Source organism: Azospirillum sp. UENF 312511 (assembly GCF_058780635.1).
The window spans coordinates 1322259-1347875 of record NZ_JBSNCG010000003.1; the positions used below are offsets into that span (position 1 = coordinate 1322259).

General features: G+C 70.0%; 16 protein-coding genes. 8 read left to right on the plus strand and 8 right to left on the minus strand.

Features of this window, described 5'->3' with window-relative positions:
- Positions 1 to 83: 83 nt before the first annotated feature.
- Positions 84 to 3578: a pyridine nucleotide-disulfide oxidoreductase gene (locus tag ACWPN7_RS17615; protein ID WP_459196170.1), complete on the minus strand. Its 3495-nt coding sequence runs from the start codon at positions 3576 to 3578 to the stop codon at positions 84 to 86.
- Between the two features lie 193 nt (positions 3579 to 3771).
- Here ACWPN7_RS17615 and ACWPN7_RS17620 point away from each other — a divergent pair, with 193 nt between their 5' ends.
- Positions 3772 to 4857, plus strand: a complete 1086-nt coding sequence (locus ACWPN7_RS17620; protein ID WP_459196169.1) for a COX15/CtaA family protein — start codon at positions 3772 to 3774, stop codon at positions 4855 to 4857.
- 49 nt (positions 4858 to 4906) lie between these two features.
- Here ACWPN7_RS17620 and ACWPN7_RS17625 read toward each other — a convergent pair whose 3' ends face one another.
- The 3 genes from ACWPN7_RS17625 to ACWPN7_RS17635 all read right to left on the minus strand — a co-directional run bounded on the left by ACWPN7_RS17625 (position 4907) and on the right by ACWPN7_RS17635 (position 9637).
- A complete protein-coding gene (locus ACWPN7_RS17625) occupies positions 4907 to 6127 on the minus strand; it encodes a polyhydroxyalkanoate depolymerase (protein ID WP_038529969.1) in 1221 nt (406 codons plus the stop codon).
- A 307-nt stretch (positions 6128 to 6434) separates the two neighbouring features.
- Positions 6435 to 7247, minus strand: coding sequence for an endonuclease/exonuclease/phosphatase family protein (locus ACWPN7_RS17630; protein ID WP_051658011.1), 813 nt, complete (start codon positions 7245 to 7247; stop codon positions 6435 to 6437).
- Positions 7244 to 9637, minus strand: coding sequence for a VTT domain-containing protein (locus ACWPN7_RS17635; RefSeq protein ID WP_459196168.1), 2394 nt, complete (start codon positions 9635 to 9637; stop codon positions 7244 to 7246). Before ACWPN7_RS17635 ends, ACWPN7_RS17630 begins: the two co-directional genes overlap by 4 nt.
- 258 nt (positions 9638 to 9895) lie before the next feature.
- On the opposite strand from ACWPN7_RS17635, the gene ACWPN7_RS17640 reads away from it, so the two are divergent.
- From ACWPN7_RS17640 to ACWPN7_RS17655, 4 genes are all read left to right on the plus strand, one after another.
- A complete protein-coding gene (locus ACWPN7_RS17640) occupies positions 9896 to 10603 on the plus strand; it encodes an ABC transporter permease (RefSeq protein WP_459196167.1) in 708 nt (235 codons plus the stop codon).
- Positions 10603 to 11412, plus strand: coding sequence for an ABC transporter permease subunit (locus ACWPN7_RS17645; RefSeq protein WP_149649942.1), 810 nt, complete (start codon positions 10603 to 10605; stop codon positions 11410 to 11412). The genes ACWPN7_RS17640 and ACWPN7_RS17645 overlap by 1 nt, the downstream gene beginning before the upstream one ends.
- Positions 11409 to 13100: an oligopeptide/dipeptide ABC transporter ATP-binding protein gene (locus tag ACWPN7_RS17650; protein WP_459196166.1), complete on the plus strand. Its 1692-nt coding sequence runs from the start codon at positions 11409 to 11411 to the stop codon at positions 13098 to 13100. Before ACWPN7_RS17645 ends, ACWPN7_RS17650 begins: the two co-directional genes overlap by 4 nt.
- A gap of 186 nt (positions 13101 to 13286) precedes the next feature.
- Positions 13287 to 15587 carry a mechanosensitive ion channel domain-containing protein gene (locus ACWPN7_RS17655; RefSeq protein ID WP_459196165.1) on the plus strand — a complete coding sequence of 767 codons (2301 nt, stop codon included), beginning with the start codon at positions 13287 to 13289 and terminating at the stop codon, positions 15585 to 15587.
- Positions 15588 to 15631: 44 nt separating this feature from the next.
- On the opposite strand, the gene ACWPN7_RS17660 is transcribed toward ACWPN7_RS17655, so the two are convergent.
- A complete protein-coding gene (locus tag ACWPN7_RS17660) occupies positions 15632 to 17236 on the minus strand; it encodes a DUF3369 domain-containing protein (protein WP_492273400.1) in 1605 nt (534 codons plus the stop codon).
- Positions 17237 to 17507: 271 nt separating this feature from the next.
- On the opposite strand from ACWPN7_RS17660, the gene ACWPN7_RS17665 reads away from it, so the two are divergent.
- Complete coding sequence (locus ACWPN7_RS17665) at positions 17508 to 18218, plus strand: orotate phosphoribosyltransferase (RefSeq protein ID WP_014239071.1); 711 nt, start codon at positions 17508 to 17510, stop codon at positions 18216 to 18218.
- 121 nt (positions 18219 to 18339) lie between these two features.
- On the opposite strand, the gene ACWPN7_RS17670 is transcribed toward ACWPN7_RS17665, so the two are convergent.
- The 3 genes from ACWPN7_RS17670 to ACWPN7_RS17680 form a co-directional block, all read right to left on the minus strand.
- Entirely contained in the window at positions 18340 to 20148 is a 1809-nt protein-coding gene (locus tag ACWPN7_RS17670; RefSeq protein WP_459196164.1) for a glycoside hydrolase family 17 protein, read from the minus strand.
- A gap of 204 nt (positions 20149 to 20352) precedes the next feature.
- Positions 20353 to 21126, minus strand: a complete 774-nt coding sequence (locus ACWPN7_RS17675; protein ID WP_103040096.1) for a ferredoxin--NADP reductase — start codon at positions 21124 to 21126, stop codon at positions 20353 to 20355.
- A gap of 182 nt (positions 21127 to 21308) precedes the next feature.
- Positions 21309 to 22751, minus strand: coding sequence for a helix-turn-helix domain-containing protein (locus ACWPN7_RS17680; RefSeq protein WP_038529987.1), 1443 nt, complete (start codon positions 22749 to 22751; stop codon positions 21309 to 21311).
- Between the two features lie 188 nt (positions 22752 to 22939).
- Here ACWPN7_RS17680 and aceA point away from each other — a divergent pair, with 188 nt between their 5' ends.
- Together aceA and ACWPN7_RS17690 are read left to right on the plus strand one after the other, a co-directional pair.
- Positions 22940 to 24217, plus strand: a complete 1278-nt coding sequence (gene aceA, locus ACWPN7_RS17685) for an isocitrate lyase (RefSeq protein WP_038529990.1) — start codon at positions 22940 to 22942, stop codon at positions 24215 to 24217.
- Positions 24218 to 24920: 703 nt separating this feature from the next.
- Positions 24921 to 25484 (plus strand): DJ-1/PfpI family protein, encoded by a 564-nt coding sequence (locus tag ACWPN7_RS17690; RefSeq protein WP_014239063.1) that lies wholly within the window; start codon positions 24921 to 24923, stop codon positions 25482 to 25484.
- Positions 25485 to 25617 lie beyond the last annotated feature (133 nt).

Genomic DNA, 25617 nt, shown 5'->3' on the forward strand with positions numbered 1-25617 from the left:
TTGTACGTGGCCGTTCGTCCGGCAAAAGCGCATCCCCCTCACCCTAACCCTCTCCCCAGAGGGGAGAGGGAAAAATATCCCCCTCACCCCTTCCGCTGGCCGGTCAGCCGCAGGCCGCGGTCGATCCACTGGGCGGTCAGCTTTTCCTGGACGGCGTTCTGGCGCAGCCGCTGGTTCAGGTTGGCGAAATCCACCCGGTCCAGGCTCTGGTCCTGGTTGAAGCAGGAGAAGACGACCGTCTCCTCGCCGGTCACCGGGTCGGTGTGCCGTTGCAGGCACTGGGCGCAGATCTCCTTCATCATGCATTGCATGGGGGAGTTGATGGAGCCGATGGCCGCGTGGCCGGGCTTCAGGTACGGCTTCAGCAGACCGTGCCGGGCCGCCCCCACCGCCGCCATCATGCGGTCGGAGCCGATGGCGATGATGCGGTCCACCGTCTCCAGCGGAATATCCGCCGGCCCCAGCCCGCCCGCCGCGTAGGCGCGCATGGCCTCCACGATGTTGCCCACGAAACTCAGGTCGCCGGGGCGCGTCGGCGTGAAGCCCGGCGCCTCGTCGCAGCACCAGACGACGCGGTCGGCGGCGGCCTCGATCTGGTCGGTCTTGTAACGATCCTCCATCCGCTTGTAGCCGGCGAAGTAGAGGACGCGGTTGCCGCGCGCCCGGCAGGCCTGCCCGATGGAGAAGAGCACGGCGTTGCCCAGCCCGCCGCCGACCAGCGCCACCGTCTCGCCCTCCGGAATCTCGGTGGGGGCGCCGGTCGGCCCCATCACCACCACCGGATCGCCGGGCTTCAAAAGGACGCAGAGGTCGGACGAGCCACCCATCTCCAGAACGATCAGGGAGAGCAGCCCGGTCTCCTTGTCCACCCAGGCGCCGGTCAGGGCCAGCCCTTCCATCGCCAGCGTGGTCCGGCCGATCCGTTGCGCCAGCGTTTCAAAATTCTGCAGCCGGTAGAACTGTCCGGGTTCGAAACGGCGTGCCGCGGCCGGGGCCTTCACCACCACCTCCACGATGGTCGGGGTCAGGCGGGTGACGCTGTGCACCAGGGGCCGCAACTCGGCGTTCAGGCGCCGCACCAGAGCCTCCGGCGTCACGGAGGTCGGCGCCCGGCGGGCCAGCGACCGGCTGACCACCGGATAGCCGCGCTTCGCCCCGCCCATCGCCTTCACCACATTGCCGGCGAAGGACGGGTGCAGGTCGCCGAAGAAGCTGAGGAACCGCCCGTCCGGCGCCCGCGCCATCAGCACATGCGCCTGGGCCGGCTTGGCCTGCCGTTCTGGTGTCACCGGCCGCCCGTCCTCATCGATGGCACGGAAGCAGCGCCCGTCCAGTTCCACCCACTCCGGCTCCTCGCGGGCCAGGACGGTGTTCGGCTGGGTGCCGGCGGCGACCAGGATGGTGCGGGCGGGGAGGCGCGCGTCCATGGCGGCGGGGGCCACCACCCCGTCCGGCCCGACCGGGTTGATGGCAAGGTGAATGGCCTGCGCGGCGCCCGTCTCGTCGATCTCCACCCCGCGCGGGGCGGCGCATTCCAGAAAGCGGATGCCCTCGGCCAGCCCGTGCGCCACCTCCTCGTGGTTCAGCGTGTAGCTGGGGCTGTCGATCAGGCGGCGGCGATAGGCGATGGTCGAACCGCCCCAGGATTGCAGCAGCGCCGTGACGCGCGGCTCGCGCCCCTGCTCCCCCGCTTCGAGACGCTCCGCCCGGATGGCGCGGGCGTGGGCCAGGAACTCGTCGGCCAGGTCCGCCTCGTCGGGCGTCCAGCGGGCGCGCACCGCCGCCTCCCCCCGCTCGGCCGCCAGAACCTCGTAACGGGTGAGGAACTTCTCGACCTGGACGGGGTAATAGGCCAGCGCCTCCGTCGCCGTGTCGATGGCGGTCAGGCCGCCGCCGATCACCACGATGGGCAGCCGGACCTGGAGGTTGGCGATGCTATCCGGCTTGGCCGCCCCGGTCAGTTGCAGGCCCATCAGGAAGTCCGAGGCCTGCCGCACCCCGCGGGCGATCCCGTTCGCCATCGGCACGACGGTCGGCTTGCCCGCCCCCATGCACAGGGCGATGTGGTCGAAGCCCAGCTCCAGCGCCCCGTCGATGGTCAGCGTGCCGCCGAAACGCACCCCGCCGATGATGGTCATGCGCGCCCGGCGTTCCAGCAGCAGCCGGATCACCTTCAGGAAATTCTTGTTCCAGCGCACGGTGATGCCGTACTCGGCCACCCCGCCGAAGCCGGCCATCACCCGCTCGTCCAGCCGGTCGTAGAGGTCGCGCACATCGCGGATCGGCCGGAAGGGCACCCGCGTGCCGCTGGGCAGAACGCCGGAGAGGTCGGCGGGCAGCGGCTCGATCTTCAGCCCGTCGATGCCGACCACCGTGTGGCCGTCGTTCATCAGATGGTGCGCCAGCGTGAAGCCCGCCGGCCCCAGCCCGGCCACCAGCACCTTGTAGCCGCTGTCCGGCCGCATCAGCGGGCGACGCAGGTCCAGCGGGTTCCAGCGGGTCAGCAGGCTGTAGATCTCGAAGCCCCAGGGCAGTTCCAGCACGTCCTTCAGCGTGCGGGTTTCCGCCTGCGGGATGTCCACCGGCTCCTGTTTCTGATAGATGCAGGCCTTCATGCAGTCGTTGCAGATGCGGTGGCCGGTGGCCGCGCACATCGGGTTGTCGACCACCACCACGGCAAGCGCCCCGATCGGCACCCCCTCGGCCTTCAGCGCGTGCATCTCGGAAATCTTCTCTTCCAAGGGGCAGCCGGCCAGCGCGACGCCGAAGGCGCTCTTCTGGAACTCCCCGGTCTTGCGGTCGCGCAGCCCCTTGGAGCAGCTGTCCTTGCCCTGGTTGTGGCACCAGATGCAGTAGTTGGCCTCGTCCAGCGCCCCGGCCAGATCGGTGCCGGGATCGGTCAGGTGGAAGCCCTGGCGCTCGCGGCATGCCTCGTCGGGCAGGCGCATCATGGTGACGCCGTGCCGTTCCACCGTCTCCACCGGAACCAGACGCTGCGGGTCGGTGCGGTGCGGCACCTGGAACAGCACGCCGCCGCCGTGCCGGACGCGACCGGCCTCGCTGAAGACCGCCCAGGCGGCGTATTGGGCGGCGCTGTCGAGCTGATCGGCGTGAGCCGCCTCGTCCTCCATCCAGGCCAGCACCTGCCGGGCGAAGGCGGCTTCGGTCAGCGGACCGCCCAGCCAGTCCTCCAGCCGCGCGGCCAGCTCCGCCCCGTCGAGCGCGGCGACCGCCTCCGGCTTCACCGCCTTGGCGGCGCGGCGCTGAACGAACAGGCGCTTGGCGGTGTAGAGCGGCGCCAGTTCGGTATGGCGGGCGCGCAGCTCGTCGAGCGCGGGGCGGATGCCGAACAGATCGCCGATGAAATCCTCGGCGTGGGGGGCGAGCGCGATCAGCAGGTCGCTTTCCGCCCTGGCCTCCAGCCGGTCGGGCTGGGCGCGGGCGGAGAGCAGCCGGTTGGCGAGCGCCACGTCCGTGTCGGACAGCCGGGCGAGGAAGGCGCGGTCGAGCCGGGCCAGCCCGTCCTGCCCGTAAAGCTCGTGGAACGACAGGCCGAAGCCGAGGGTTAGGTCCGCCATCGCCGCCCCGCATCCGAAGCCGTTGGTAAGACTGATATTTGTAACACCCACGGCGCGCCGCCTTCACCCGAAACCGGTGTCCGGTGCGGCGGGGTAACCCGTGTCCGTTTGACGCAGCCGTTGCCGCACCCCACATGAGCCGGAGGTCCCTATCCCCCCGGACCTTGTCCGCATCATCCGGAGCCGCCCGTCCGTGACCGACATCACCGCCCCCGCCCTCGCCGGGAAAGACGTCCGCGACCCCGTCTCCACCCGTCCCATCGCCTATTGGCTTCTCGTCTGCTGCGCGATGGTCTTCGCCATGGCGGTGATCGGCGCCATCACGCGCCTGACCGAATCCGGCCTGTCGATGGTGGAGTGGAAGCCGCTGATCGGCATCCTGCCGCCTTTGTCGGAAGCGGAATGGAACCGCGTCTTCGGCCTCTACCAGACCACGCCGGAGTTCCGCATCTACAACGCGGCGATGGATCTGGCGGCCTTCAAGCAGATCTTCTGGTGGGAGTGGTTCCACCGCTTCTGGGGTCAGCTGATCGGCTTCGTCTTCCTGATCCCCTTCCTGCGCTTCTGGGTCAACGGGCGCATCCCCGCCGACCTGTGGCCGAAGTTGGCCGGGCTGTTCCTGCTCGGCGGGCTCCAGGGGGTGATCGGCTGGTACATGGTCAAGAGCGGGCTGGTCGACCGGCCCGACGTCAGCCACTACCGGCTGGCGCTGCATCTCGGCACGGCGATCGTGATCTACGGGCTGCTGCTGCGCACCGCGCTGGGGATTCTCGACCCGCTGCCGCTGGCCGGCTGGGCGACCGAGTCCGGCCGTCTGCGCAAGCATGCGCGCTGGGCGCTGGGGCTGACCGGCGTCACCATCGTCTGGGGCGCCTTCGTCGCCGGGACGGACGCCGGGCTGGCCTACAACACCTTCCCGCTGATGGCCGGACACGTCATCCCGCCGGAGGTCGCCAACCTGACGCCCTGGTGGATCAACTTTTTCGAGAACACCGCCGCCATCCAGCTGACGCACCGGGCGCTGGCTCTGCTGACCGGGCTGGTGGTTCTGGGGCTGGCCCTGCGGGTGTGGGTGGCCCGCCTGCCGGGCCGCGCCGGGCGGGTGGCCTTGCTGACCGCGGCGATGGTGCTGGTGCAGATCGGGCTGGGCATCGCCACGCTGCTGAGCGTCGTGTGGATACCGCTGGGCGCCGCCCATCAGGCGGGGGCGATCCTGCTGGTGTCCGGGCTGGTCTGGCTGCTGCACGAATTGCGCCCGGTGGGCGTTCCGAAGCGCTGACTCAATAAAAACCCCTCTCCCGGGACGGGAGAGGGGTTTTCCACTCACCTCAATCGTGCTTGCGGATGAACTCCCGCACCGCCGGCATGATGCTCTCGCGCCAGCGGCGGCCGTTGAAGATGCCGTAATGGCCGACGCCCTTCTGGAAATGGCGGGCGCGCATGTCGTCGGGCAGCGAGGCGCAGAGGCGGTGCGCCGACTCGGTCTGGCCGGGGGCGGAGATGTCGTCCAGCTCGCCCTCCACCGTCATCACGGCGGTCCGGCGGATCGCCGCCGGCTCCACCTTGCGCCCGCGCGACTCCATGGTGCCGTTGGCGAGCGAATGCTTCTGGAACACCGTCTCGATGGTCTGCAGGTAGAATTCCGCCGACAGGTCCATCACTGACAGATACTCGTCGTAGAAGCGGCGGTGCTGCTCCGCGGAGTCGCCGTCGCCGCGGACGAGGTGGCGGAACAGCCCGACATGCTCCCCGATGTGGCGGTCCAGGTTCATCGACATGAAGCCGGAGAGCTGGATGAAGCCCGGATAGACCTGACGGAAGCCGCCCGGATAATAGGCCGGGACGGTGGTGATGACGTTGCGCTCGAACCAGGACAGCGGGTGGGTCGCCGCCAGCTTCACCGGCACGGTCGGGTTGGCCATCGGGTCGATGGGGCCGCCCATCAGCGTCATGGAGCGCGGCTGCACCGCCTCGTCCCCCGCCGCCATCAGCGACACCGCGGCCAGGACCGGGACCGCCGGCTGGCACACCGCGATGACGTGGGTCTGCGGCCCGAGGACGCGGATCAGCTCCGTCACCGTGTCGATGTAGTCGTCCAGGTCGAACCGGCCGCGCGCCAGCGGCACCAGCCGGGCGTCGATCCAGTCGGTCACGAAGACGTCGTGGTCGGCCAGCAGCGCCGCCACCGTGCCGCGCAGCAGCGTCGCGTGGTGGCCCGACATCGGGGCGACCAGCAGGACGCGCGGCTGCGCCGGGGTGCCCTCCGGCTTGGCGAAGTGCAGCAGGTTGCAGAAGGGCTTGCGGTGGGCGATGCGCTCGGTGACCGCCACCGTCTCGCCGTTCACGACCGTGGTCTTCAGGCCGAATTCCGGCTTGGGGAAGCGGCGGGTGGTGCGCTCCAGCAGTTCCGCGCCGGCGGCCATGGCGCGGCCGACGCGGGTGTAGGACACCGGGCTGAACGGGTTCTGGAAGGTGTGCTGGGTCGCTTCGGCCAGGAGGCGCATCGGGCGCAGGGCGGCGTGCTGCAGATCGTAGAGATGGTAGAGCAACAGGTCCTCGCTTCGGCGGTTGTTCCCACGCCCGATCGGCTGGGTGCTGTTATTGGTCGGCCGTCATTAGTCGTATGACCAATCAACAGATTGGCCAGCCCTTATCCGAAAGGTCAATAGCCGACACCCGTTCTCGGGCAAAAAACTTACAGAGGAAACAGTCAGCCACACGAAACAGACCACGCAACGCTGCACTGCAAAGGAGGCAAGGCAGGAGGATCAAGCCCAAAGAAAAAGGCGCGCCCGCGGAACCGCGCACGCGCCTTGCAGCAATCAGGGGCCCGGCATACCCGAGCGGGAATATCGGTTATGGCACGGCCACGGTGGCGCGCACCGGCAGATGGTCGGACGCGCGGCGCGTCAGCACCGTGCGCACCACCTCGTAAGACGGGATGGTCAGCCCGTTGTTCACGTAGATGCGGTCGAGCCGCAGCGTGGGCATCCGCGCGTGGAAGCTGCGCGGGCTGGCCCAGTCGGGAAAAGCCTCGGCCAGCTTGCGCAGCCGTGGGGAGTTGGGCGCCCATTCGTTGAGGTCGCCCATGAACAGGGTCGGCAGGGCCGGCTGTTCCTCCAGCCGGTCGACGATGGCGCCGACCTGCCGCGCCCGCTCCCACGGATCGAGGCCGAGATGGGCGACGATGATGCGCACCGGGCGCCCCTCCACCTCGACAATCACGTCGATGCCGCCGCGCGGTTCCCGCCGCCCGACGCTGAGGTCGATGGGCTCGCATTTCAGGACCGGCAGCCGGGTCAGGATGGCGTTGCCGTAATGGGCGTGGGCGTTGTGCTTGGTCGGGCCGGCGTGGGCCTTCAGGCCGGTGGCGCGCTCCAGGAAGGCGAACTGGTCCAGCCCGGATTCGCCGCGGTGGTGCCAGCCGACCTCCTGGAGCCCGACCAGATCGACGTCCAGCTCCTTGATGACCTCGGCGATGCGGTCCGGCGCGAAGCGCGCGTCCAGCCCGACGCAGCTGTGGATGTTCCAGGTCGCCACGCGCAGCGGCGCCATGCCCTCCGGCACCGGGCCGCTGCGGCTGTCGACGCGGCGCTTCGGGCGGCGGACGCGGGCGGCGCGCAGCGCGGAGGCGATCCGCTGCACACGCTCTCGGCTGAATCGGATCACCGCTGTTGGTCTCCCTTGACTGCTTCTCCAATGGCCGGCCCGGCGGTTGGCCGTCTCGCCGCCAGGGCCCGCACCAGCCGATTGCCGGCCCAGCCGAGCCCCAACGCGGTCACCGCCGCCAGCCCCAGAAGAACCATGTCGGTGGGCGTCGGTTCCGTCAACACACGCTCAAGCTGGTGCCCGAGCAGGTTGAAGACAAGGATTCCCGGCGCCATTCCCAGGATCGTCCCGAACAGATAGTCGGCAAAGCGGATGCGGGAAGCCCCCGCGACGAGGTTCACCACGGTGAAGGGCGCCACCGGCACCACCCGCAGCGCTGCCATGGCCAGCACGCCGCGCTCGCCGAGCGCGTCGCTGGCCCGCCGCACCACGGCACCACCGTAGCGCTCGATGGGGCGCCGGCCGGTGAACCGTCCCACCCAGAACAGCGCCGCGGCGGAGGCCAGCACCCCGGCCAGCGCGGTCGGGAAGCCCATCCACGGCCCCAGCGCGATGGCCGTCGCCGCGATCAGCAGCAGCACCGGAAACAGCACGAAGCCCCCGGCGACATAGAGCAGGATCAGCCACAGCGGCCCGAAAGCCGACTCGCGCAGGCGCTCGAACGCCCCCAGGACGGCGTCCAGGGTCGCCCAGTCGCGCAGCGGCGTGTGGTTCCACAGCCCCCACACCCCGCCGACCACCGCCAGGATGATGCCCAGGGCCAGCCAATGGTGACGGCGCGGGATGCGCGACGGCAGGACGCGCCACACGATGTCCGCAGCCCCCACCGGGCGTTCCGGATCGAAGAGCATGGAGTCGGCGACGGCGGTGGCCAGCAGGCCAGGGTCGGCGTCCTCCAGCAACTCCAGCGTCCGCCCGCCGGGCCGGCTCAGCGCCTCCACCGTGCGGATGAGCGAGCCTGAGCGGCGCAGCTCCGCCGCCACGCTTTCCGGCGCCACCCCGAGATGCTCGGCGATCAGGTCGTCGCGCACGCCGGCGATGGCCAGCCGGGCCTCGCGCCCTTCCACCTTCCCCTGGGGCGCCTCCAGCGCCAGATCGCATTCGGTGTCCAGCCCCATCGACCGGTTGTTCAGATTGGCCGAGCCGATGCGCAGAAGCCGGTCGTCCACCACCATCACCTTGGCGTGGATGGTGATTCCGACGCTGCCGGTTTTGGCGCTCTCGGTCTTGGCGATGTAGAAGCGGAAGCGCCCGTTGCGGTCGGCCTCGCGCAGTTCCTTCACCAGCCGGGCGCGGGCGCCGAGCATCACGGTGTTCTCCAGCCAGCTCGACGTGCGGGCGGAGTTGACGACGACCACCTCCGGCCCGTCCGGCTCGGCCAGCCGCGCCTTCAGCGCCTCGGCCACGGCGACCGAGGCGAAATACTGGCTCTCCATGTAGATGAAGCGCTCGGCCGCAGCGATGGCGGCGGTGTAGAGCGCCTCGACCTCCCGCACCTCGGCGCGCCCGTTGTAGCCGGGTTCGGTGCGGGCGATGCCGACGGGCATGCCCTTGAGCAGCGGGACGAGCTGTTGCGGCCAGGGGTCGGGGCTGTCCGGCCCGGCCCGGCGCGCCTTCAGCCGCAGCCGCCGGGGGCGCTTGCCATCGGCAATGCCGCCACCGCCGCCAAGCACGTCCATGGCGGGCGGCGACAGCACGCAGCCGGTGGCGCGGCGCCAGCGCTCGCGGAACAGGTCACCCAGCGCGCGGGCGGCGTCGCCGTCCACCGCCATCATCACGTCGTGAAAGGGCTCGTAGGGGGTGCCGTCCGGCTGGCGGCGCAGCGGCTCGTCGGCGCGGTGGGCGCGGGTGTCCCAGCGGTTGGCGGTGATGTCCAGCCCGCCGCAGAAAGCCAGCCGGTCGTCGATCACCAGCATCTTCTGATGGTGGCAGGCCCCGGCGGGATGGTCGCCGTCCAGCCGGTACTGGAGCCGCGGATGGCTGAGCCAGCCGCGCAGGAACAGCGGCTGCGACCAGCGGGCCAGATCGAACAGCTCCGCGAAGTCCCACTTCAGCACATGGATGGTCAGGTCCGGGCGGGTCGCGGCCAGCCAGTTCAGCAGGTTGCCGAGCTTGTCGGGGCGGCGCGGATGGCGCGCCTGCGGGGTCAGCCGGATGCGGGCGTCGAAGTCCCAGGCGGTCAGGTAGATGCTGCGCCGCGCCTGCCGCATCGCCGCCTTGGCGAGCGCGAAGTAGTCCTCGGCATCGACGATGACCCCGACCCGCTCCGCCCGCTCCACCCGCCAGCAGGTACGGCCCGGCACCAGCAGCGGGTCCGCGGCCGCGCTGGAAAGCGCCGCGGCGGGCGCCCCGGTGAGCGCCCCGGTGAGCGCTGGTTCAGGCGGCATTGGGAAGGACGGCTGGTCGGGCATGGGACGCGGCTGGACCGGGGTTCCTGCGGGGATCGGCATCGGGGGTTCACATATGGTGCGTCCGGGACGGGCTGCGACCGGCCAGGAAGGCGAATGCCCGAACAACACCGCAGCCGCCCAACCCTCCCCACCCCCCGCCGAGAGGCGAAATTCCATTGCCCGACCGGCCGGGACCTGGGTACCGTCAGGAGGACTCCATTCGTGTCCGCCATTGTCGGATGATCCGCCTGTTGTGATCCGCTTGTCCGCCGTCCCCTCAAATCCAATTGCCGCGGCCGCCCGCTCCCGGCGGGGCCGATGCTGAGCCTCGTCCTGCGTCGGGTGCTGGCCGTGGTGCCGGCCCTGCTGGGCCTCGCGCTCGCTGCCGCCGTGGTGGCCGCGCTGGCGGGACCCGGCTGGACGCAGGCGCTGGGCGCCGTGCTGGCCGCCATGCCGACGACGCTGGCGCTGGTCGTGCCGGCGCTGGCGCTGGGGACCGGGCTCGGCGCCCTGCTCGGTGTCCTGGGCGGGGCGGGCGCCGTCCTTGGCGGGGTCGGTCCGGCCATGCCGGGCTTTCTGCTGGCCGCGGTCTTCGCCGCCACGCTGACGAGGGCACCCGTCCTGCTGGGCCTCGCCGCCCTTGCCCTGCCCGCCGCCGCCCAGGCCGCGACGCTTGCCGGGCGGGCGCGGGCCGGGGCGGAGGACACCGTTTTGCTGGCGGCGCGCGGACGCGGGATCGACGGCTCCGCCCTGCTGTGGCGGCTCTCCCTGCCGCTGGGGCTGTCGGCGGCGATGGGCGGCCTGCGCAGCGCCGTGGCGGGAACGGTGACCGCGGCCGTGGCGGTGGAAAACCTGTTCGGGACCGGCTTTTCCGGCGCCGGGCGGCTGTTCGTCGAGGCGGCGCGCGCCGGGGACACCGGCATGGCCGTCGCCGCGCTCGCCGGACTGTGCGGCCTCGCCGTGCTGCTGGGCGCCCTGGGCGGCGCGCTGCACGGCCGGATCGACCCGCGGGCCCGGATGGCCTGATGCACGGACCCGCCGGCACCGACTCCCGCACTGATCCACACTGGCGCGATGGCCCCTGGCAGAAGGCCGGGCAGCGGCTGACCGCGCATCGGCCTGCCGCGACGGGGCTGACCGTTCTCGCGGCGCTGATGCTGGCGGTGGCGGCCGGCCTCGTCGCCGGGGGCGGCCCGGTGGGGACGGCGCTGGCCGCCGGGCACCAGAGCCTGACCTTCGCGCTGCTCGCCGGGCTGGGCGGGGCCGCCCTCGGCCTGCTCTGGGCCGCCACAGCGGTTGCTCTGGGCGAGCGGGCGGAGCGGGCGATGATGGCGCCCGCCGCCGCTCTGACCGGCCTTCCCCTGGCGCTGGCCCTGCCGCTGGCCGGCGGGTTGCTGGGTCCGGAGCGCGGGCTGGTGCCGATGGCCGTGGTGACCGCCCTGATCGCCGCCCCGGCGGTGGCCGTCATCGCGCGGGACGAGCTGCGCGCCCTGCTGCGGCGGGAGTTCCTGAGCGCCGCCCAGGCCGCCGGTATCCCCAACGGACGCCGGCTCCGCCGTCACATCCTGCCCAACGCCGTCCTGCCGCTCGCCGCCGCGGCGTGGACCGCCCTTCCCCGCGCCCTGATGGCGGAAAGCCTCGCCAGCCTGCTCGGCCTGGGCCTGCCGGAGGGGGTGACCGGCTGGGGAACCGCCATCGGCGCGGCAGTGCGGGCGGGCGACGCCGTGGCGCTGGCCGGGCCTGCGCTGCTGCTGGCGCTGACCCTGTGGGCGCTGCACGGGGTGGGCGACGGGATGCGGCTGGCCTTCTCCACGGCCGCGGGAGGGCACCAGTGAGTGGAGCGGACAACGGCGCGCCGCTGCGGGTGGAGGGTCTGTCCCTGCTGACCAGCCGCGACATCCTGCTCGACCGGCTGAGCTTCGCCGTCGAGCCCGGCGAGGTGCTGGCCCTGTCGGGCGGCGCCGGGGCCGGCAAGACGCTGCTGCTGCGCGCGCTGGCCGACCTCGCGCCCAAGGGCATCACGGTGCTGGGCGACATCCACATCCGGGGGCGGCGCATCCTGGTCACCCAGGACGGCGCCCTGGACCCGCTGCGCCCGCTCGGCGCCCAGTTCGCGGACCTGCTGGCCCGCCAGTCCGGGGTGGACGAGCGCACCGCCCTGCGCTGCGCTGCGGAGGCGCTGGAGCGCTTCCAGGTGCCCGCCGCCGCGCGCCGGCTGGCGCTCCACCCGCATGAGTTGGGCGAGGCGATGCGCTGGCGGGCCGCGCTGGCGCTGGCCATGGCGGCTCAGCCGGCGTTGCTGCTCGCCGACGCCCCCGCCGCCGCGCTCGACCCCACCCAGCGCGTGCGCCTGCTGAACGACCTCGCCGCCTGGACGCGGGAGACCGGAACGGCGCTGCTGCTGGCCGGGCGCCCGCAACCCGATCCGGTCCATCCCGGTCTGGCCGACCGCCGGCTGATCCTGGCCCAAGGGCGTCTGGAAGAACCCGAGGAGGAGCCCACCCCCGCTCCGCCCCCGGCGGAGCCGGCGCCCTCCGGCCCGCCCATCCTGTCGGTGCGCGACCTGCGCGTCGCCTTTCCGTTGGGGCGGGGCTGGCGCGGCGAGGAACGCTGGCTGACCGTCGTCGATGGCCTGTCCATCGCGCTGGCCGAGGGCGAGACGCTGGCCCTGCTCGGCGAGACGGGCAGCGGCAAGTCGGTGCTGGCCCGCGCCATCCTGCGGCTGGTCCCGCCGGTCGGCGGTCAGGTCTCCTGGCTGGGGACCGACCTCGCCGCCGCCCCGCCGGAGGCGATGCGCCGGGCGCGGCGGGACCTGCAAATCCTCTTCCCCGATCCGCTGGCCGCCTTCGACCCGCTGATGACCATCGGCGCGCAGCTCGCCGAGACGCTGGAGTCGCTGCGGCCCACCCGATCGTCAGCCGACCGCTCCGCCCGGCTGGCCGAGGCGCTGGAGGAGGTCGGGCTGCCCGCAGCGGTCCTCGACCTCCATCCCGGCGCGCTCCGTCCGGCGGAGGCGGCGCGCGCCGGGCTGGCCCGCGCCCTGCTGCCGGAGCCGCGCCTGCTGGTCTGCGACGAGCCGGCGGCGGCGCTCGACGGGGCGGAGCGGGCGGACTTCCTCGCCCTGCTGCAGGCGATCCGCCGCCGCCGCCGGCTGGCCCTGCTCTACGTCACCCAGGACGCGGCGGAGGGTTTGCGGATCGCGCGGCGGGCGCTGGTGCTCCTGCTCGGCCGGATCGTCGAGTCGGCGGACAGCGCGGTGCTGGCGGCCGGGGCGCGCCACCCCTACAGCCGCGCGCTGATCGCTGCGGCCGGCTTGGTCCGCCCGGCGCTGCACGGCGATCCGCCGTCCCCCCTGCGCCCGCCAACCGGCTGCGCGCTGCGGCTGCGCTGCCCGCTCGCCCATGACGGCTGCGCCCAGGTTCCCCCGACGCTCGACCCCGTGGCGCCCGGCCACCGAGTCGCCTGCCACGTTGCGCAGGACGAGGCGCAAGACGGCACTCAGGCTGGCGGAAAAGCGCCCTAAGCTCCGTTCCGGAGCCCACCGGTGCCTTGGGCGCGGCCGCAATTCCGTCCCAAAAAGGTCTGAAACTGCGCGGGTTGGCAAGGAGGCGGGCACGGGATAACGTCCCCGGCCTTCACTGACGCATTGCCGAAATCACGAAAAAGGACAGGGATGCTTCGCGCACGCACCCGGTGGACGGCCCCCTGCATGGGCGCACTCGCCGTCCTTCTGCTGCTTCTCGCCGGCCTCGGCGCGCCGTCGCTGGCTGCCGGCCCCGTGCCGGGCGCTGCCATGCCGGCCCCCGCCGCCGCGGCCCCTGCGGAACCCGCCGCCTCACCCGATCCGACGCCCGAGCAGATGCAGGCGATGATCACGACGCTGGAGGACCCGGCGGCCCGCGCCCGGCTGGTCGAGCAGTTGAAGGCGCTGGTCGCCGCGCAGAAGGGGCTGGAGCAGGCCAAGGCCGAGGAGGCCCCGGCGGCCAGCACCCTGCCCGAGACCATCGGCGCCAGCGCCCTGTCCTTCCTGGCCGAGCGCATGGACGTGCTGAGCCGCCAGCTCGTCCAGGTCGGCAACGTGTTCAAGGAGCTGCCCGGCGCCATCGAGTGGGCGAACCGGCAGATGGTCGACCCGTCGGCCCGCGACCGTTGGGTGCAGATCGCCATCCAGCTGACGATGATCCTGACCGCCGGTCTGGCGATCGAGCGTTTTGTCGGCTGGCTGCTCGCCCGCCCGCGCAACGCGCTCGCCGCCCGCCGGGGCACCACGGTGCTGGTGCGCCTGCCGCTGCTGCTTGGCCGCGCGCTGCTGGAGCTGGCGCCCATCGCCGCCTTCATCGTCGTCGCCTACGCCATCCTGTCGGTCAGCGAGCCGGGGCCGCGCGTCCGGCTGGTCGCCCTGGCCGTCATCAACGCCACCGTCATCCTGCAGATCCTGCTGGTCGCCGCCCGCATCCTGATCTCGCCCTTCGCGCCCTCCCTGCGCATGGTGCGGGTGGGCGACGCCAACGCCCAGCGCCTCTACCGCTGGCTCCGCCGGCTGGCGGCGGTCGGCGTCTACGGCTATTTCCTAGCCGAGGGCGCCTATGTGCTGGGCCTGCCGCTCGGCGCCTACGGCGCGCTGCTGAAGCTGCTGGGGCTGGCGATCGCCGGCATGCTGATCGCGCTGATCCTGCAGAACCGCCGCATCGTCGCCGACTGGATGCACGGCAACCCGCTGTCCGGCGACGGCGACCCGGCGGCCACCGCGGAGCGCGAGTCGGAGGGCCAGGGCGCCGTCCTGCGTTCCGCCCGCCGCCGCTTCGCCGACGTCTGGCACGTCCTGGCGATCATCTACGTCGTGGTGACCTTCGGCGTCTGGGTTCTGAACGTCTATGGCGGGTTCGAGTATCTGGCCCGCGCCACCGGCACCACCATCCTGGTCGCGGTGATCGCCCGGCTGCTGGTCAACGGCATCAACCGCGGCCTGCGCCGCGGCCTGCGCATGGTCCCGGAGAGCCAGGGCGCCCTGCCGCCGCTGAAGGACCGCGCTTCGCTCTACCTGCCCTTCCTGCACCGGGCGGTGAAGACGGTGATCTGGGTTGGTGCTGCGATGATGATCCTTTACGGCTGGGGCTTCGACACGCTGGCCTGGACGGACACCCGGCTCGGCCAGCGCATCCTGCGCAGCACGGTGACCATCGGCCTCCTGTTCGTCGGCTCCGTCATCGCCTGGGAGGTGGTGAGCGCGATGATCGAGCGCTTCCTCGCCTCCACCGACCGCAACGGCACGCGGATCGAGCGCAGCGCGCGGGTGCGCACCCTGCTGCCGCTGCTGCGCAACGCCTTCCTGATCGTCCTGGTCACCATGGTGTCGCTGATCACCCTGTCGGAGCTGGGCGTCAACATCGCGCCGCTGCTGGCCGGTGCCGGTGTGGTCGGTCTGGCCGTCGGCTTCGGGTCGCAGACGCTGGTCAAGGACATCATCACCGGCCTGTTCATCCTGTTCGAGGACAGCATCTCGATCGGCGACGTGGTGGATGTGGGCGGCGGCCATTCCGGCTCGGTGGAGGCCATCTCCATCCGCTCCATCCGGCTGCGCGACGGATCGGGCGCCATCCACACGGTGCCCTTCAACTCGGTCAGCACCGTCAAGAACATGTCGAAGGACTTCTCCTACGCCCTGTTCGAGGTGCGGGTCGCCTACCGCGAGGACCCCGACCGCGTGATCGAGCTGCTGAAGGACATCGGCGCCAGTCTGCAGTCCGACACCCAATTCGCGCCCGACATCATGGGGCCGCTGGAGGTGATGGGGTTGGACAAGTTCCAGCCCGACTCGACCCAGCTGATCACCGCGCGCTTCAAGACCCGTCCGACCAAGCAGTGGGGCGTCTCGCGCGAATTCAACCGCCGCATGAAGAAGCGCTTCGACGAGCTGGGGGTGGAGGTGCCGACCGGCTCCATGCAGCTCATCGTCGGCGGGAACCACCCCGACCGCGCGCTGGCCGAGGCGCTCAGCCAAGGCTCTTAAAAGGTCGGGACTCGCAAGAAGGAACGGTGCGGCCGGGGGCTGATCTACGCCTCCGGCCCGCAGCGCTCCAGGACCGCGACGAAGGCGTCGACGACGCGCGGGTCGAAATGCCGGCCCGCCTCGGCGCGGATCAGATCCACCACCGCCGCCATCTCCCACGCCTCCTTGTAGGGGCGGCGGTGCAGCAGGGCGTCGTAGACGTCGGCGACCGCCACGATGCGGCCCGACAGCGGGATGGCGTCGCCGGCCAGCCCGTGGGGATAGCCGGTGCCGTCGAACTTCTCGTGGTGGCTCTCGGCGATCTCCGCCCCCATCGACAGGTAGCTGCGCCCGCCGACCGGGCCGGAGGCGTCGCGCAGGATGCGCCCGCCGATGGCGGCGTGTTCGCGCATCTGGACCATCTCCTCGGGGTCCAGCTTGCCGGGCTTGCGCAGGATCCGGTCGGGGATGGCGACCTTGCCGACGTCGTGCAGCATGCTGGCCAGCCCGATCAGCTCGCAGAAGCGGTCATCGGCGTCACCGCCGCAGGCACCCCGCGCCTGAAGCTCCCTTGCGATGGCGGTGGCCCAGCGGCCGATGCGCCGGACATGCTCCCCGGTGACCTCGTCCTTGTATTCGGCCAGCTTGCCGAGGGCGTGCACCGTGGCGATCTGCGCGAGGCGGAGCTGTTCGTACAGCGACACGTTGTCGAACCCGACCGACATCCGGGAGCAGAAGATCTCCAGCAGCCGCCGTTCCACCTCCGGCAGGCCGCCGTGCCCGCCGATGAACAGCGCGCCGGGGCCGGGACTCTGGGTCTGGAACAGCGCGACGCTGTGGTCGTCGCCGTGCAGGCTGCGGCCCCGGGCCAGGGCGACGGCGATGTCGGCGCAGGCCGCCTCGGGCAGCACGGCACTGACCGGCCGGCCCGCCGCCCCGGCGAAAACGCCGGTCCCGCACAGCACCTCCGCCTCCCCGGTCCGGCCTTCCGGATTCAGGCCGTGCGGCACCGCGCACAGGAAGGCGCCGGTCGCCCGCGGCAGCAGGGCGGCGACCCGTTCCACCACGCCAACGGCGAAGCGGTCCATGGAGCGCTGCTCAAACAGGGTGCCGGCGGCGTCGACGATCGTCTCCAAGCCTTGCCGGTTGCGTTCGATGGCGTCGATGTGCTGGTAGGACCGCAAGGCGGCCACCGTGGCGGTGAACAGCTTCTGCGCGGTCAGCTCGCTCTTGGCCTTGTAGTCGTTGATGTCGTAGCTGACGATCACCTGCCGTTCCGGCGCCTGGCCGGGCTGGCCGGTGCGCAGGATGATGCGGACCCGCCGGTTGCCCAGCACCTCGCGGATGTGATGGACCAGCCGCAGGCCGGCGTCCTCCGTTTCCATCACCACGTCCAGCAGGACGGCGGCGATGTCGGGATGGTCGTTCAGGATCACCCGCGCCTCGACCCCCGAATGGGCGGACAGGAACTGCAGGCGCCGCCCGTCGAAGGTCACGTCGTTCAGCACCACGCGGGTGATCGCGTGCACCTCCGGATCGTCGTCGACGATCAGCAGCTTCCAGGGGGCCACGGCGGGGCCGGAGGTCGCGGACAACGGGTCCGGAGCGTCCTCGTCGGCGAACAACAGATCGTCGTCATCGTCCTGGCTCCAGCCCTGGATGTCCGACATCGCCGCTCCCCGCCCCGCTCTGCCAAAGCTGCATGGCTACAATTCGATTCTCTTTTTCAACGCTTGTCGCGGTTCGTGTCAACCGATCTGGCGCGTCCGCGCACAGGACTGCAGTCGCTGGGAGGCTGCGACGCTTTGTCCTTCCCCGTTGCGGCTACCGCCAAAGCGCCTACTCCGACGCGAGTGGAGGGGTTGCGGCCCGCCCCGAACGGGTGATCATAGGTAGAAAGGCGTGAGGCTGAAAACAACGCGAGAACGACGGGGGCAGGCCATGATACCGGACGCTTGGGACATCGAATTGCGCGAAGGGGCCGCCAGCGTGGCCCGCCATCTGATCGAGACCGGCTGCGTCCGGTACGACCCGGAGCATTTGTGCAACCACGGTTCGGGGCTGGTCAGCCCGGTCCATCTGGAGGGGCGGCGGCTGCTCTCCTATCCCGCGGTGCGCGACGAGGTGCTCGATTTCGCGCTGCGGATGATCGGGCAGGAGATCGGCGACGGCGAACTGGACGCCATCGCCGCCGCCGAGGGGGCCGGCGTGCCCTGGGCCGCGCTGATCGCCGACCGGCTGGAGTTGCCCCTCGTCTTCGTGCGCAAGGAGGCGCCGGAGGGCCTGCAGGGCTACAAGCACCGCATCGAAGGGCGGGTGGAGCCGGGCTGGCGCGTGCTTCTCGTCGAGCAGATCGCCGCCGACGGCCACCGCAAGGCCCGCTTCGCCCAGCCGCTGAAGGAGGCGGGCTGCGACGTGCGCGACCTGTTCGTGCTGTTCCAGTACGGGATCTTCGACGAGATCCAGGAGCATCTGGCCCCACTGGGCATCACGATGCACGCGCTGGCGACCTGGTGGGACGTGCTGGAGGTGGCGAACCGCGGCCATTACCTGGACGGGCAGGCACAGGGCGAAATCCACGCCTTCCTGCAGGACCCGCGGCGCTGGACCGCAGAGCACCAGAAAGGCCGGAAAAGCGAAAAGGCGGCCTGAGGCGGGGTAGGGCCCCTCTCCCTAAATATAACCCTCTCCCCTCCGGGGAGAGGGTGGCCCGGAGGGCCGGTGAGGGGGGTTGGCGTGTCGCTGCGTTCGGCAAAAGCGCAACCCCCTCACCCTACCCCTCTCCCCGGAGGGGAGAGGGAATAATGAAGGCAGCCTCGCCGCAGCGGGCGGCCAGGACCGCGGCGGCGTAGGGCACCGCCAGCAGAAGCTGAAGCCCGGCCCAGGACAGCGCTTCCCAGTTCGGGCTGGTCCACACCACCTCGTGCAGGGCCTCCATGAAGGGAAGCTGCCCGTAGATCAGCGACTCCATCGGCACCACGCCTTCCGCCAGCACGGTCAGCAGCGCGCCGAGCAGCAGCAGGACGGCCAGCGCCGACTCCAGCGGCAGGCGGCGGACGGCGCCGCACAGGCCATTCGCCGGCAGATCGGCCACCGGAACGGCGGGGCGGAACAGCCCGCCGATGCCCCAGGCGGCCAGCGCCCCCGTGCCCTCCGGACGCCGCGTGGCGCGCATGGCGCCGAGCGCCAGCAGGCCAAGCGCCGGCAAGGCGAAGTACCAGTTGGGGAAGTCGCGGTAGCGCCCGTCGAAGACGATCAGGAAGCTCCAGACGATCCCCAGCAGGGCGAGAACCACGGCGGCGGCCTTGCCCACCGTCTCCAACCGCGACAGCGCCGGACGGCCGCGCAGCGGCGCCAGCGGCTCCAGCGCCAGACCGCCGCTGCCCAGCGCCCGCCGGGCGGCCAGCAGGACGGCCATCGACAGCACGCCCGTCGCCGCCAGCATGACGACCGACAGCGCCACGTCCTGCGGGTAGTGCTTGCCGTGCAGCGCGCCCCAGACGGCGTGGACATAGAGTGTGGACAGCGCCTGCGCCAGGAAGGCCAGGGCGGCGAAGGCCCCGGCGGTCAGCGGACGGCCGCGCAGGGTCAGCCCGACGACCAGAAGCAGCGCGAGGCCGGAGGAGACGCCGAACAGCATCGGCCATTGGCGATTCTCCACCACCGGCCCGGCCAGGGCGAACTTCGCCTGACGGTCGGCGGTGTAGAGGCCCCAGTGGCCGCCCACCGTGCCCTCCAGCTTGGCCTTCCAGCCCTGGTCGAAGGCCTCGATCACGTTGTAGTCGAAGCCCTCCTGCTCGGCGAGGCGGACGAAGCCGTTGACGAACTTGGCCTTGTTGACCAGCCCGGTGACCGCGGCGCCGCGCGACCGGCCCTCGGTCGGCCAGCCGGTCTCACCGACCAGGATCGGCTTGCCGGGGAAGCGCTGGGCGATGGTGCGGTAGCTGCCGCGGATGCGCTCCATGGCGCCGGCCACGTCGGTCGGCACGTCTTCCCAATAGGGCAGCAGATGGATGGTCAGGTAATCGACGTGATCGGCGATCTGCGGGTATTTCAGCCACCATTCCCAGACGTCGGCGTAGGACACCGGCTGCTTCACCGCCGCCTTCACGCGGTCGATGTAGCCGGCCACCTGCTCCGGCGTCAGCTCGCGGCGCAGCAGCACCTCGTTGCCGACGATCACGCGGGTGATGACGTCCGGGTAGCGGTTGGCGAGGTCGATGAGGGAGGCGACCTCCTTCTCGTTCTTGTCCAGCCGCGACGACAGCCACGCCCCCATGGTGACCTGCATGCCGTGACGGCGGGCCAGTTCCGGCACCACCTCCAGCCCTTCCAGCGAGGTGTAGGTGCGCACCCCCGCCACCTGCGGGGCGAGGGCCGCCAGATCCTCGTCGATCTGCGCGGTGCTGGGGAATTTTTGCGTCAGCGGGCTCTGGCCGTCGCGGAAGGGCGCGAAGGACACGCTTTTCAGCTTCCCTCCGGGCGGCGGGTCGAGCGGCACCGGCTGGTTCGGCAGCGACCAGACGGCAAAATTCGCGAGGCCGGCCACGAGCAGCACGGCGAGGATCGTGATGAGGCGCATGGAGGGGATGTCTACACCAAATGCGGGATCGGCAAAACGGTCTGGCGAACCAGGTCAGTTCCAGAAGGAAAACGGGCGCGCCCCCGCGAGGGAGACGCGCCCGTCAAGGACCAACCCGGCCCAGGCGGGCCGGCTGGAGTTGATGACGTGCCATCGTCACGTCCCATCAACGAACCACGGCCCGCTTTATTCCAGCAATTCCGCTCAGCGTTCCACAAAAGCCTTTTCGATCACGTAATGACCGGGTTCGCCGTTGTGGCCCATGGAGAAGCCCAGCTCGTTCATGATGCCGCTGGTCTCGTCCAGCATGGCCGGGCTGCCGCAGATCATCACGCGGTCGACCTCGCGGTCGAAGGGGGCCAGCCCGACGTCCGAGAACAGCTTGCCGTTGCGGATCAGGTCGGTGATGCGGCCCTGGTTGCGGAACGGCTCGCGCGTCACGGTCGGGTAATAGATCAGCTTCTGCTTCACATCCTCGCCGAAGAACTCGTTCTCCGGCAGGACGCTGTTGATGATGTCGCCGTACGCCAGCTCGCCCACCGTACGCGTCGTGTGGGTCAGGATCACCTTGTCGAACCGGGCGTACATCTCCGGGTCCTTGATGATGCTGAGGAACGGGGCGAGGCCCGTGCCGGTGCTGAGCAGGTACAGGTTGCGGCCCGGCAGCAGGTTGTCGGTGACCAGCGTGCCCGTCGCCTTGCGGTTGACCAGCAGCGTGTCGCCTTCCTTGAGATGCTGGAGGCGCGAGGTCAGCGGGCCGTCCTGCACCTTGATCGAGAAGAACTCCAGCGTCTCCTCGTAGCTGGCGCTGACCAGGCTGTACGCGCGCAGCAGCGGCCGGCCGTTCACCTCCAGGCCGATCATGGTGAACTGTCCGGGATCGAAACGGAACGAGGGATCGCGCGTGGTGGTGAAGCTGAACAGCGTGTCCGTCCAGTGGTGAACGCGCAGGACGCGCTCATGAATCAGATTGCTCATGGAATCCGCAGGTCCGTTTCGGTGACCGGCATGCTGTGGCCGGTGTCGTTTCAGAAGCCAAGCCGTGCCGCATTGCAGCACATCTCTTTAACAACAAATTCGTCAACAGACCACTAATTTATACCAACAATTTTGTTGTGGCTTTTCAGTTACCACAAGACGATATCGCAAAATAAACGGCCTTACTCTCCCGCCGGCGGGGCGAAGAGATAAGGCGACAAACCGCGCAGATTCTCATCGACAATCAGGCGATGGTTCAGCGGCGGGAAAGCGCGCTGCGAACAGTCCAGCCGCGGGCAGAGCCGGCAATTCACACCGATGGGCGTCGCCGCCTCGGTGTTTTCCAGATCCACACCGTCCGCATAGGTGATCTGCGCCGCGTGCTGGAGATCGCAGCCCAGCGCGATGGCAAATTGCTGCGGCGGGCTGCGGAAACCGCCGCCGGCCTTCACCACCGTGCGGGCGATGGAGAAATAGGTGGTGCCGTCGGGCATCTGGGCCAGCTGGCTGTGGATTTTTCCCGGCGTGCGGAAGGCCTCGTAGACGATCCAGCGGGCGCAGCCGCCGCCGAAGCGCGCCAGATGGAAGCCGGCGCCGGAAAAGCGCTTGGACACGTTGCCGGCGCTGTCCACCCGCATCAGGAAGAAGGGAACGCCCTTCGCCCCCGGCCGCTGCAGCGTGGTCAGCCGCTGGCAGACCTGCTCGAACGAGGCATCGAACCGGCGCCGTAATATTTCGATATCGTATCGAACCTGATTGGCCGCCTCCCAGAAGCGGGCGTAGGGCATCACCACCGCCGCCGCGAAATAGTTGGCGAGACCGATGCGGGCCAAGCGCCGCGCCTCGTCCCCCGTCAGACCGGACGACTCGACGATCTGGTTCAGCAGGTCGCGATGGCGCAGCAGGGCGATCTGGCAGGCGAGCTGGAAGTTGCGCCCGGACGGCGCCAGCATCTCCGACAGCAGGATGCGCCGCCCATGCCGGTCGAACCGGCGCACCGCATAGCCCATGATGTCGGAGGGCAGCAGCCGGACGCGGACGCTGTGGTTGTTCAGCAGATAGTCGGTCAGACCCCGATAGAGATCGCCCTTCTCCAGCCGGCCCTCCTGCCACAGCTCCTCCGCCGCCGCCTCAAGCTCGGCGAAATGGTTGGAATGGGCTTGGAACAGGTCGCGCACCTCGTCCTGCGGGAAGGAGGAGGTCTGGACCAGATGCAGCTTCTCGCGGTCGGCCACCCGTTCCGACAGGGTCTGCAGGTCGTCGCGGCTGGTGCGGAAGGCGCGGTAGAGCGCCACCACCGCCTGCCCCAGCGTCGGGGCAACCGCCGCCAGTTCGCGGAAGTCCTGGTTCTTGATGTCGGAGCCGTCGAACAGCGGGTCGGCGAACACTTCGCGCAGGCCGGCGACGAGACGGCTTTCCTCATCCTCCGCGAAGCTCTGCAGATCCACCCCGAAATTCTGGCCCAGCTTCAGCAGCAGCGGCACGGTGACCGGGCGCTGGTTGTGTTCGATCAGGTTCAGGTAGCTGGGGGAGATGCCCAGCTGCTCGGCCATCTGGGCCTGGGTCAGCCCGTGGTCGCGGCGCAGCCGACGCACCTTCGGACCCAGCATCGCCTTCTTGTCCATGACCACCTGAACTCCAGCTGAGCAGATTTACAATATTTACTGATTTACAGAACTTTTCTGACGGCAGTTTACAAACAGACCCTTTTACAAACAAGGGCATGTTGCAAGGCAGCGAAGGCCGTTTTAGTTGTTTTGTCAGGGCAGCGCTCAAAAGCAGCGCAACGGTGACGAAAAGAAGGAAAACGACCATGTCGCTCGATGAAAAGACTAAGGCCGCTCTCCGCGCCGCGCGCTTCGAAGGCATCAAGCGCGATTACACCCAGGACGACGTGAAGCGCCTCAGCGGCTCGGTCAAGATCGAGTACACGCTGGCCGAGCTGGGCGCGCAGCGCCTGTGGGAGCTGCTGAACACCGAGCCGTACATCAACACGCTGGGCGCCCTGACCGGCAACCAGGCGATGCAGGCGGTGAAGGCCGGCCTGAAGGCCATCTACCTGTCGGGCTGGCAGGTCGCCGGCGACGCCAACCTGGCCGGCCAGATGTACCCGGACCAGAGCCTGTACCCGGCCAACTCGGTGCCGGCGGTGGTCGAGCGCATCAACAATACCTTCAAGCGCGCCGACGAGATCCAGACCGCCGAGGGCAAGGGCGACACCTACTGGTTCGCGCCGATCATCGCGGATGCCGAGGCCGGCTTCGGCGGTCCGCTGAACGTCTTCGAGCTGATGAAGGCGATGATCAAGGCCGGCGCCTCGGGCGTCCACTTCGAGGACCAGCTCGCGTCGGAGAAGAAGTGCGGCCATCTCGGCGGCAAGGTGCTGATCCCCACGCAGCAGCACATCCGCACGCTGAACGCCGCCCGTCTGGCCGCCGACACCATGGGCACCTCGACCATCGTGCTCTGCCGCACCGACGCGGAGTCCGCGCAGCTCATCACCTCCGACGTTGACGAGCGCGACCATCCCTTCATCGACTTCGACGCCGGCCGCACCTCGGAAGGCTTCTTCCGCCTGAAGAAGGGCACGGGTGTCGACCACTGCATCGCCCGCGGCCTGTCCTACGCCCCCTACTCCGACCTGCTGTGGTGGGAGACCTCGCGTCCGAACCTGGAGGAGGCCAAGCGCTTCGCCGAGGCGATCCGCAAGGAGTTCCCGAACAAGCTGCTGGCCTACAACTGCTCGCCGAGCTTCAACTGGAAGGCCAACCTGGACGAGGCGGACATCGCCAAGTTCCAGCGCGAGATCGGCGCCATGGGCTACAAGTTCCAGTTCGTGACGCTGGCCGGCTTCCACAGCCTGAACTACTCGGCCTTCAAGCTGGCCAAGGGCTACGCGGCGCGCGGCATGGCCGCCTACTCGGAGCTGCAGGAGGCGGAATTCGCGGCGGAGGCCGAGGGCTACACCGCGACCAAGCACCAGCGCGAGGTCGGCACCGGCTACTTCGACGCGGTCGCCACGGCGATCTCGGGCGGCCAGTCCTCCACCACCGCCTACAAGGACTCCACCGAGGCCGATCAGTTCCATTGATCCGCCTCCCTTGAACCAAAGGCAGGGCGCGCCCGGTTCCATTCGCCGGACGCGCCCGCCTTGAACGAGACAGCACTTTGCCCCCGCAAAGTGTGAAAGGGTCATACGGCCGCCCTTCGCGGCAGCCTCCCCGGCTCGGGCCGTATGACCGGTTTGCGCCGATCCCTCGGACGGTTGGCTTCGGCCCGCCGCCCCGGTGACCGGTGGTTCCCGATCCGGTGTGCGAGCCGGATCTCTTCGAACGGCTGACGCTATTGACTTCAAACGGCCGGGGGTCCGCCCCCGGCCGCTTCTTTTTGCGCCCGCCCGCTTTCCTCACGACCATTCGTTGTCACAGCCGCGCCATGACGGCATGGCTGACCTGCGCCATCCCAACCGCCACAATCGGAAAATCGTGATTAAGTCTTGAGCGCGACCGCGAAATTGCCGTGCCGGTAGCCCTGCCCGACGGTGGGGAAGCTGCGTTGCAGTGCGGAATAAGCCATTGACTTGGGACCTCGTTGCCGCCACTTGTGTTCCATGCTCACCACAAACCGATCAGGGGCGTGACCGCCCCCCCGCCGGACCTCATCTGACGAGGGCCGGCTGCGGGTTCCATCGCCGCGCAAATCTTTGCGCGGCGTGCGCCGTTTCTTTTCCCCGACGGCGCATTCCTCGGCGATGGCCCGCACACACTGGTTGAACGATGAAAGGACAAGACAGTATGGATCAACCCCTCGCAGGAAAGAGCATTGCCATTCTCGTCGCCAACGGCTTTGAGGAACTGGAGATGACGGAGCCGCAACGGGCTCTCCTCAAGACCGGCGCTACTCTTCGTACGATTTCCCCCGAGCAGGGTCTGGTGAACGGCTGGCACGGCAAGTCCTGGGGCCATTACTTCCCGGTGGACAAGCAGGTCGGCGAGGTTCTGGGTGCCGACTATGACATGCTGCTGCTGCCGGGTGGCGAGCGCAGCGTCACCAAGCTCCAGCAGAGCGCCCACACCCGCCGCATCGTCGGCCACTTCCTGGACGCCGGCAAGCCGATCGCCGCGATCGACCAGGGCATCCAGCTCCTGGCCATCCCGGGCAAGCTGAAGGGCCGCACGCTGACCGCTCCGGAGGCCGTCCGCGCCGAGCTGGAAGCCGCCGGCGGCAAGATCAGCGACGAGGCCCTGGTGGTGGACAACGTGACCATCACGGCGCTGGGCCATGACGAGTTGGCCGCTTTCGTCGAGCAGGTCGTCAAGGTCTTCTCCGAGGCTGCCGCCGTCCGCAAGGCCGCCTAAGGCCAAGCCAGCTTAAGGCCGAGCCAGCGCGCCTCGACAGGCCGCCCGTCTTTCCTGCGGGTTTCGTCTTGTGAGTCCACGGCCGCCGCGCCTCCAGCGCGCGCGGCCGTTGCGCGTTTTAAGGCGCGCGTTT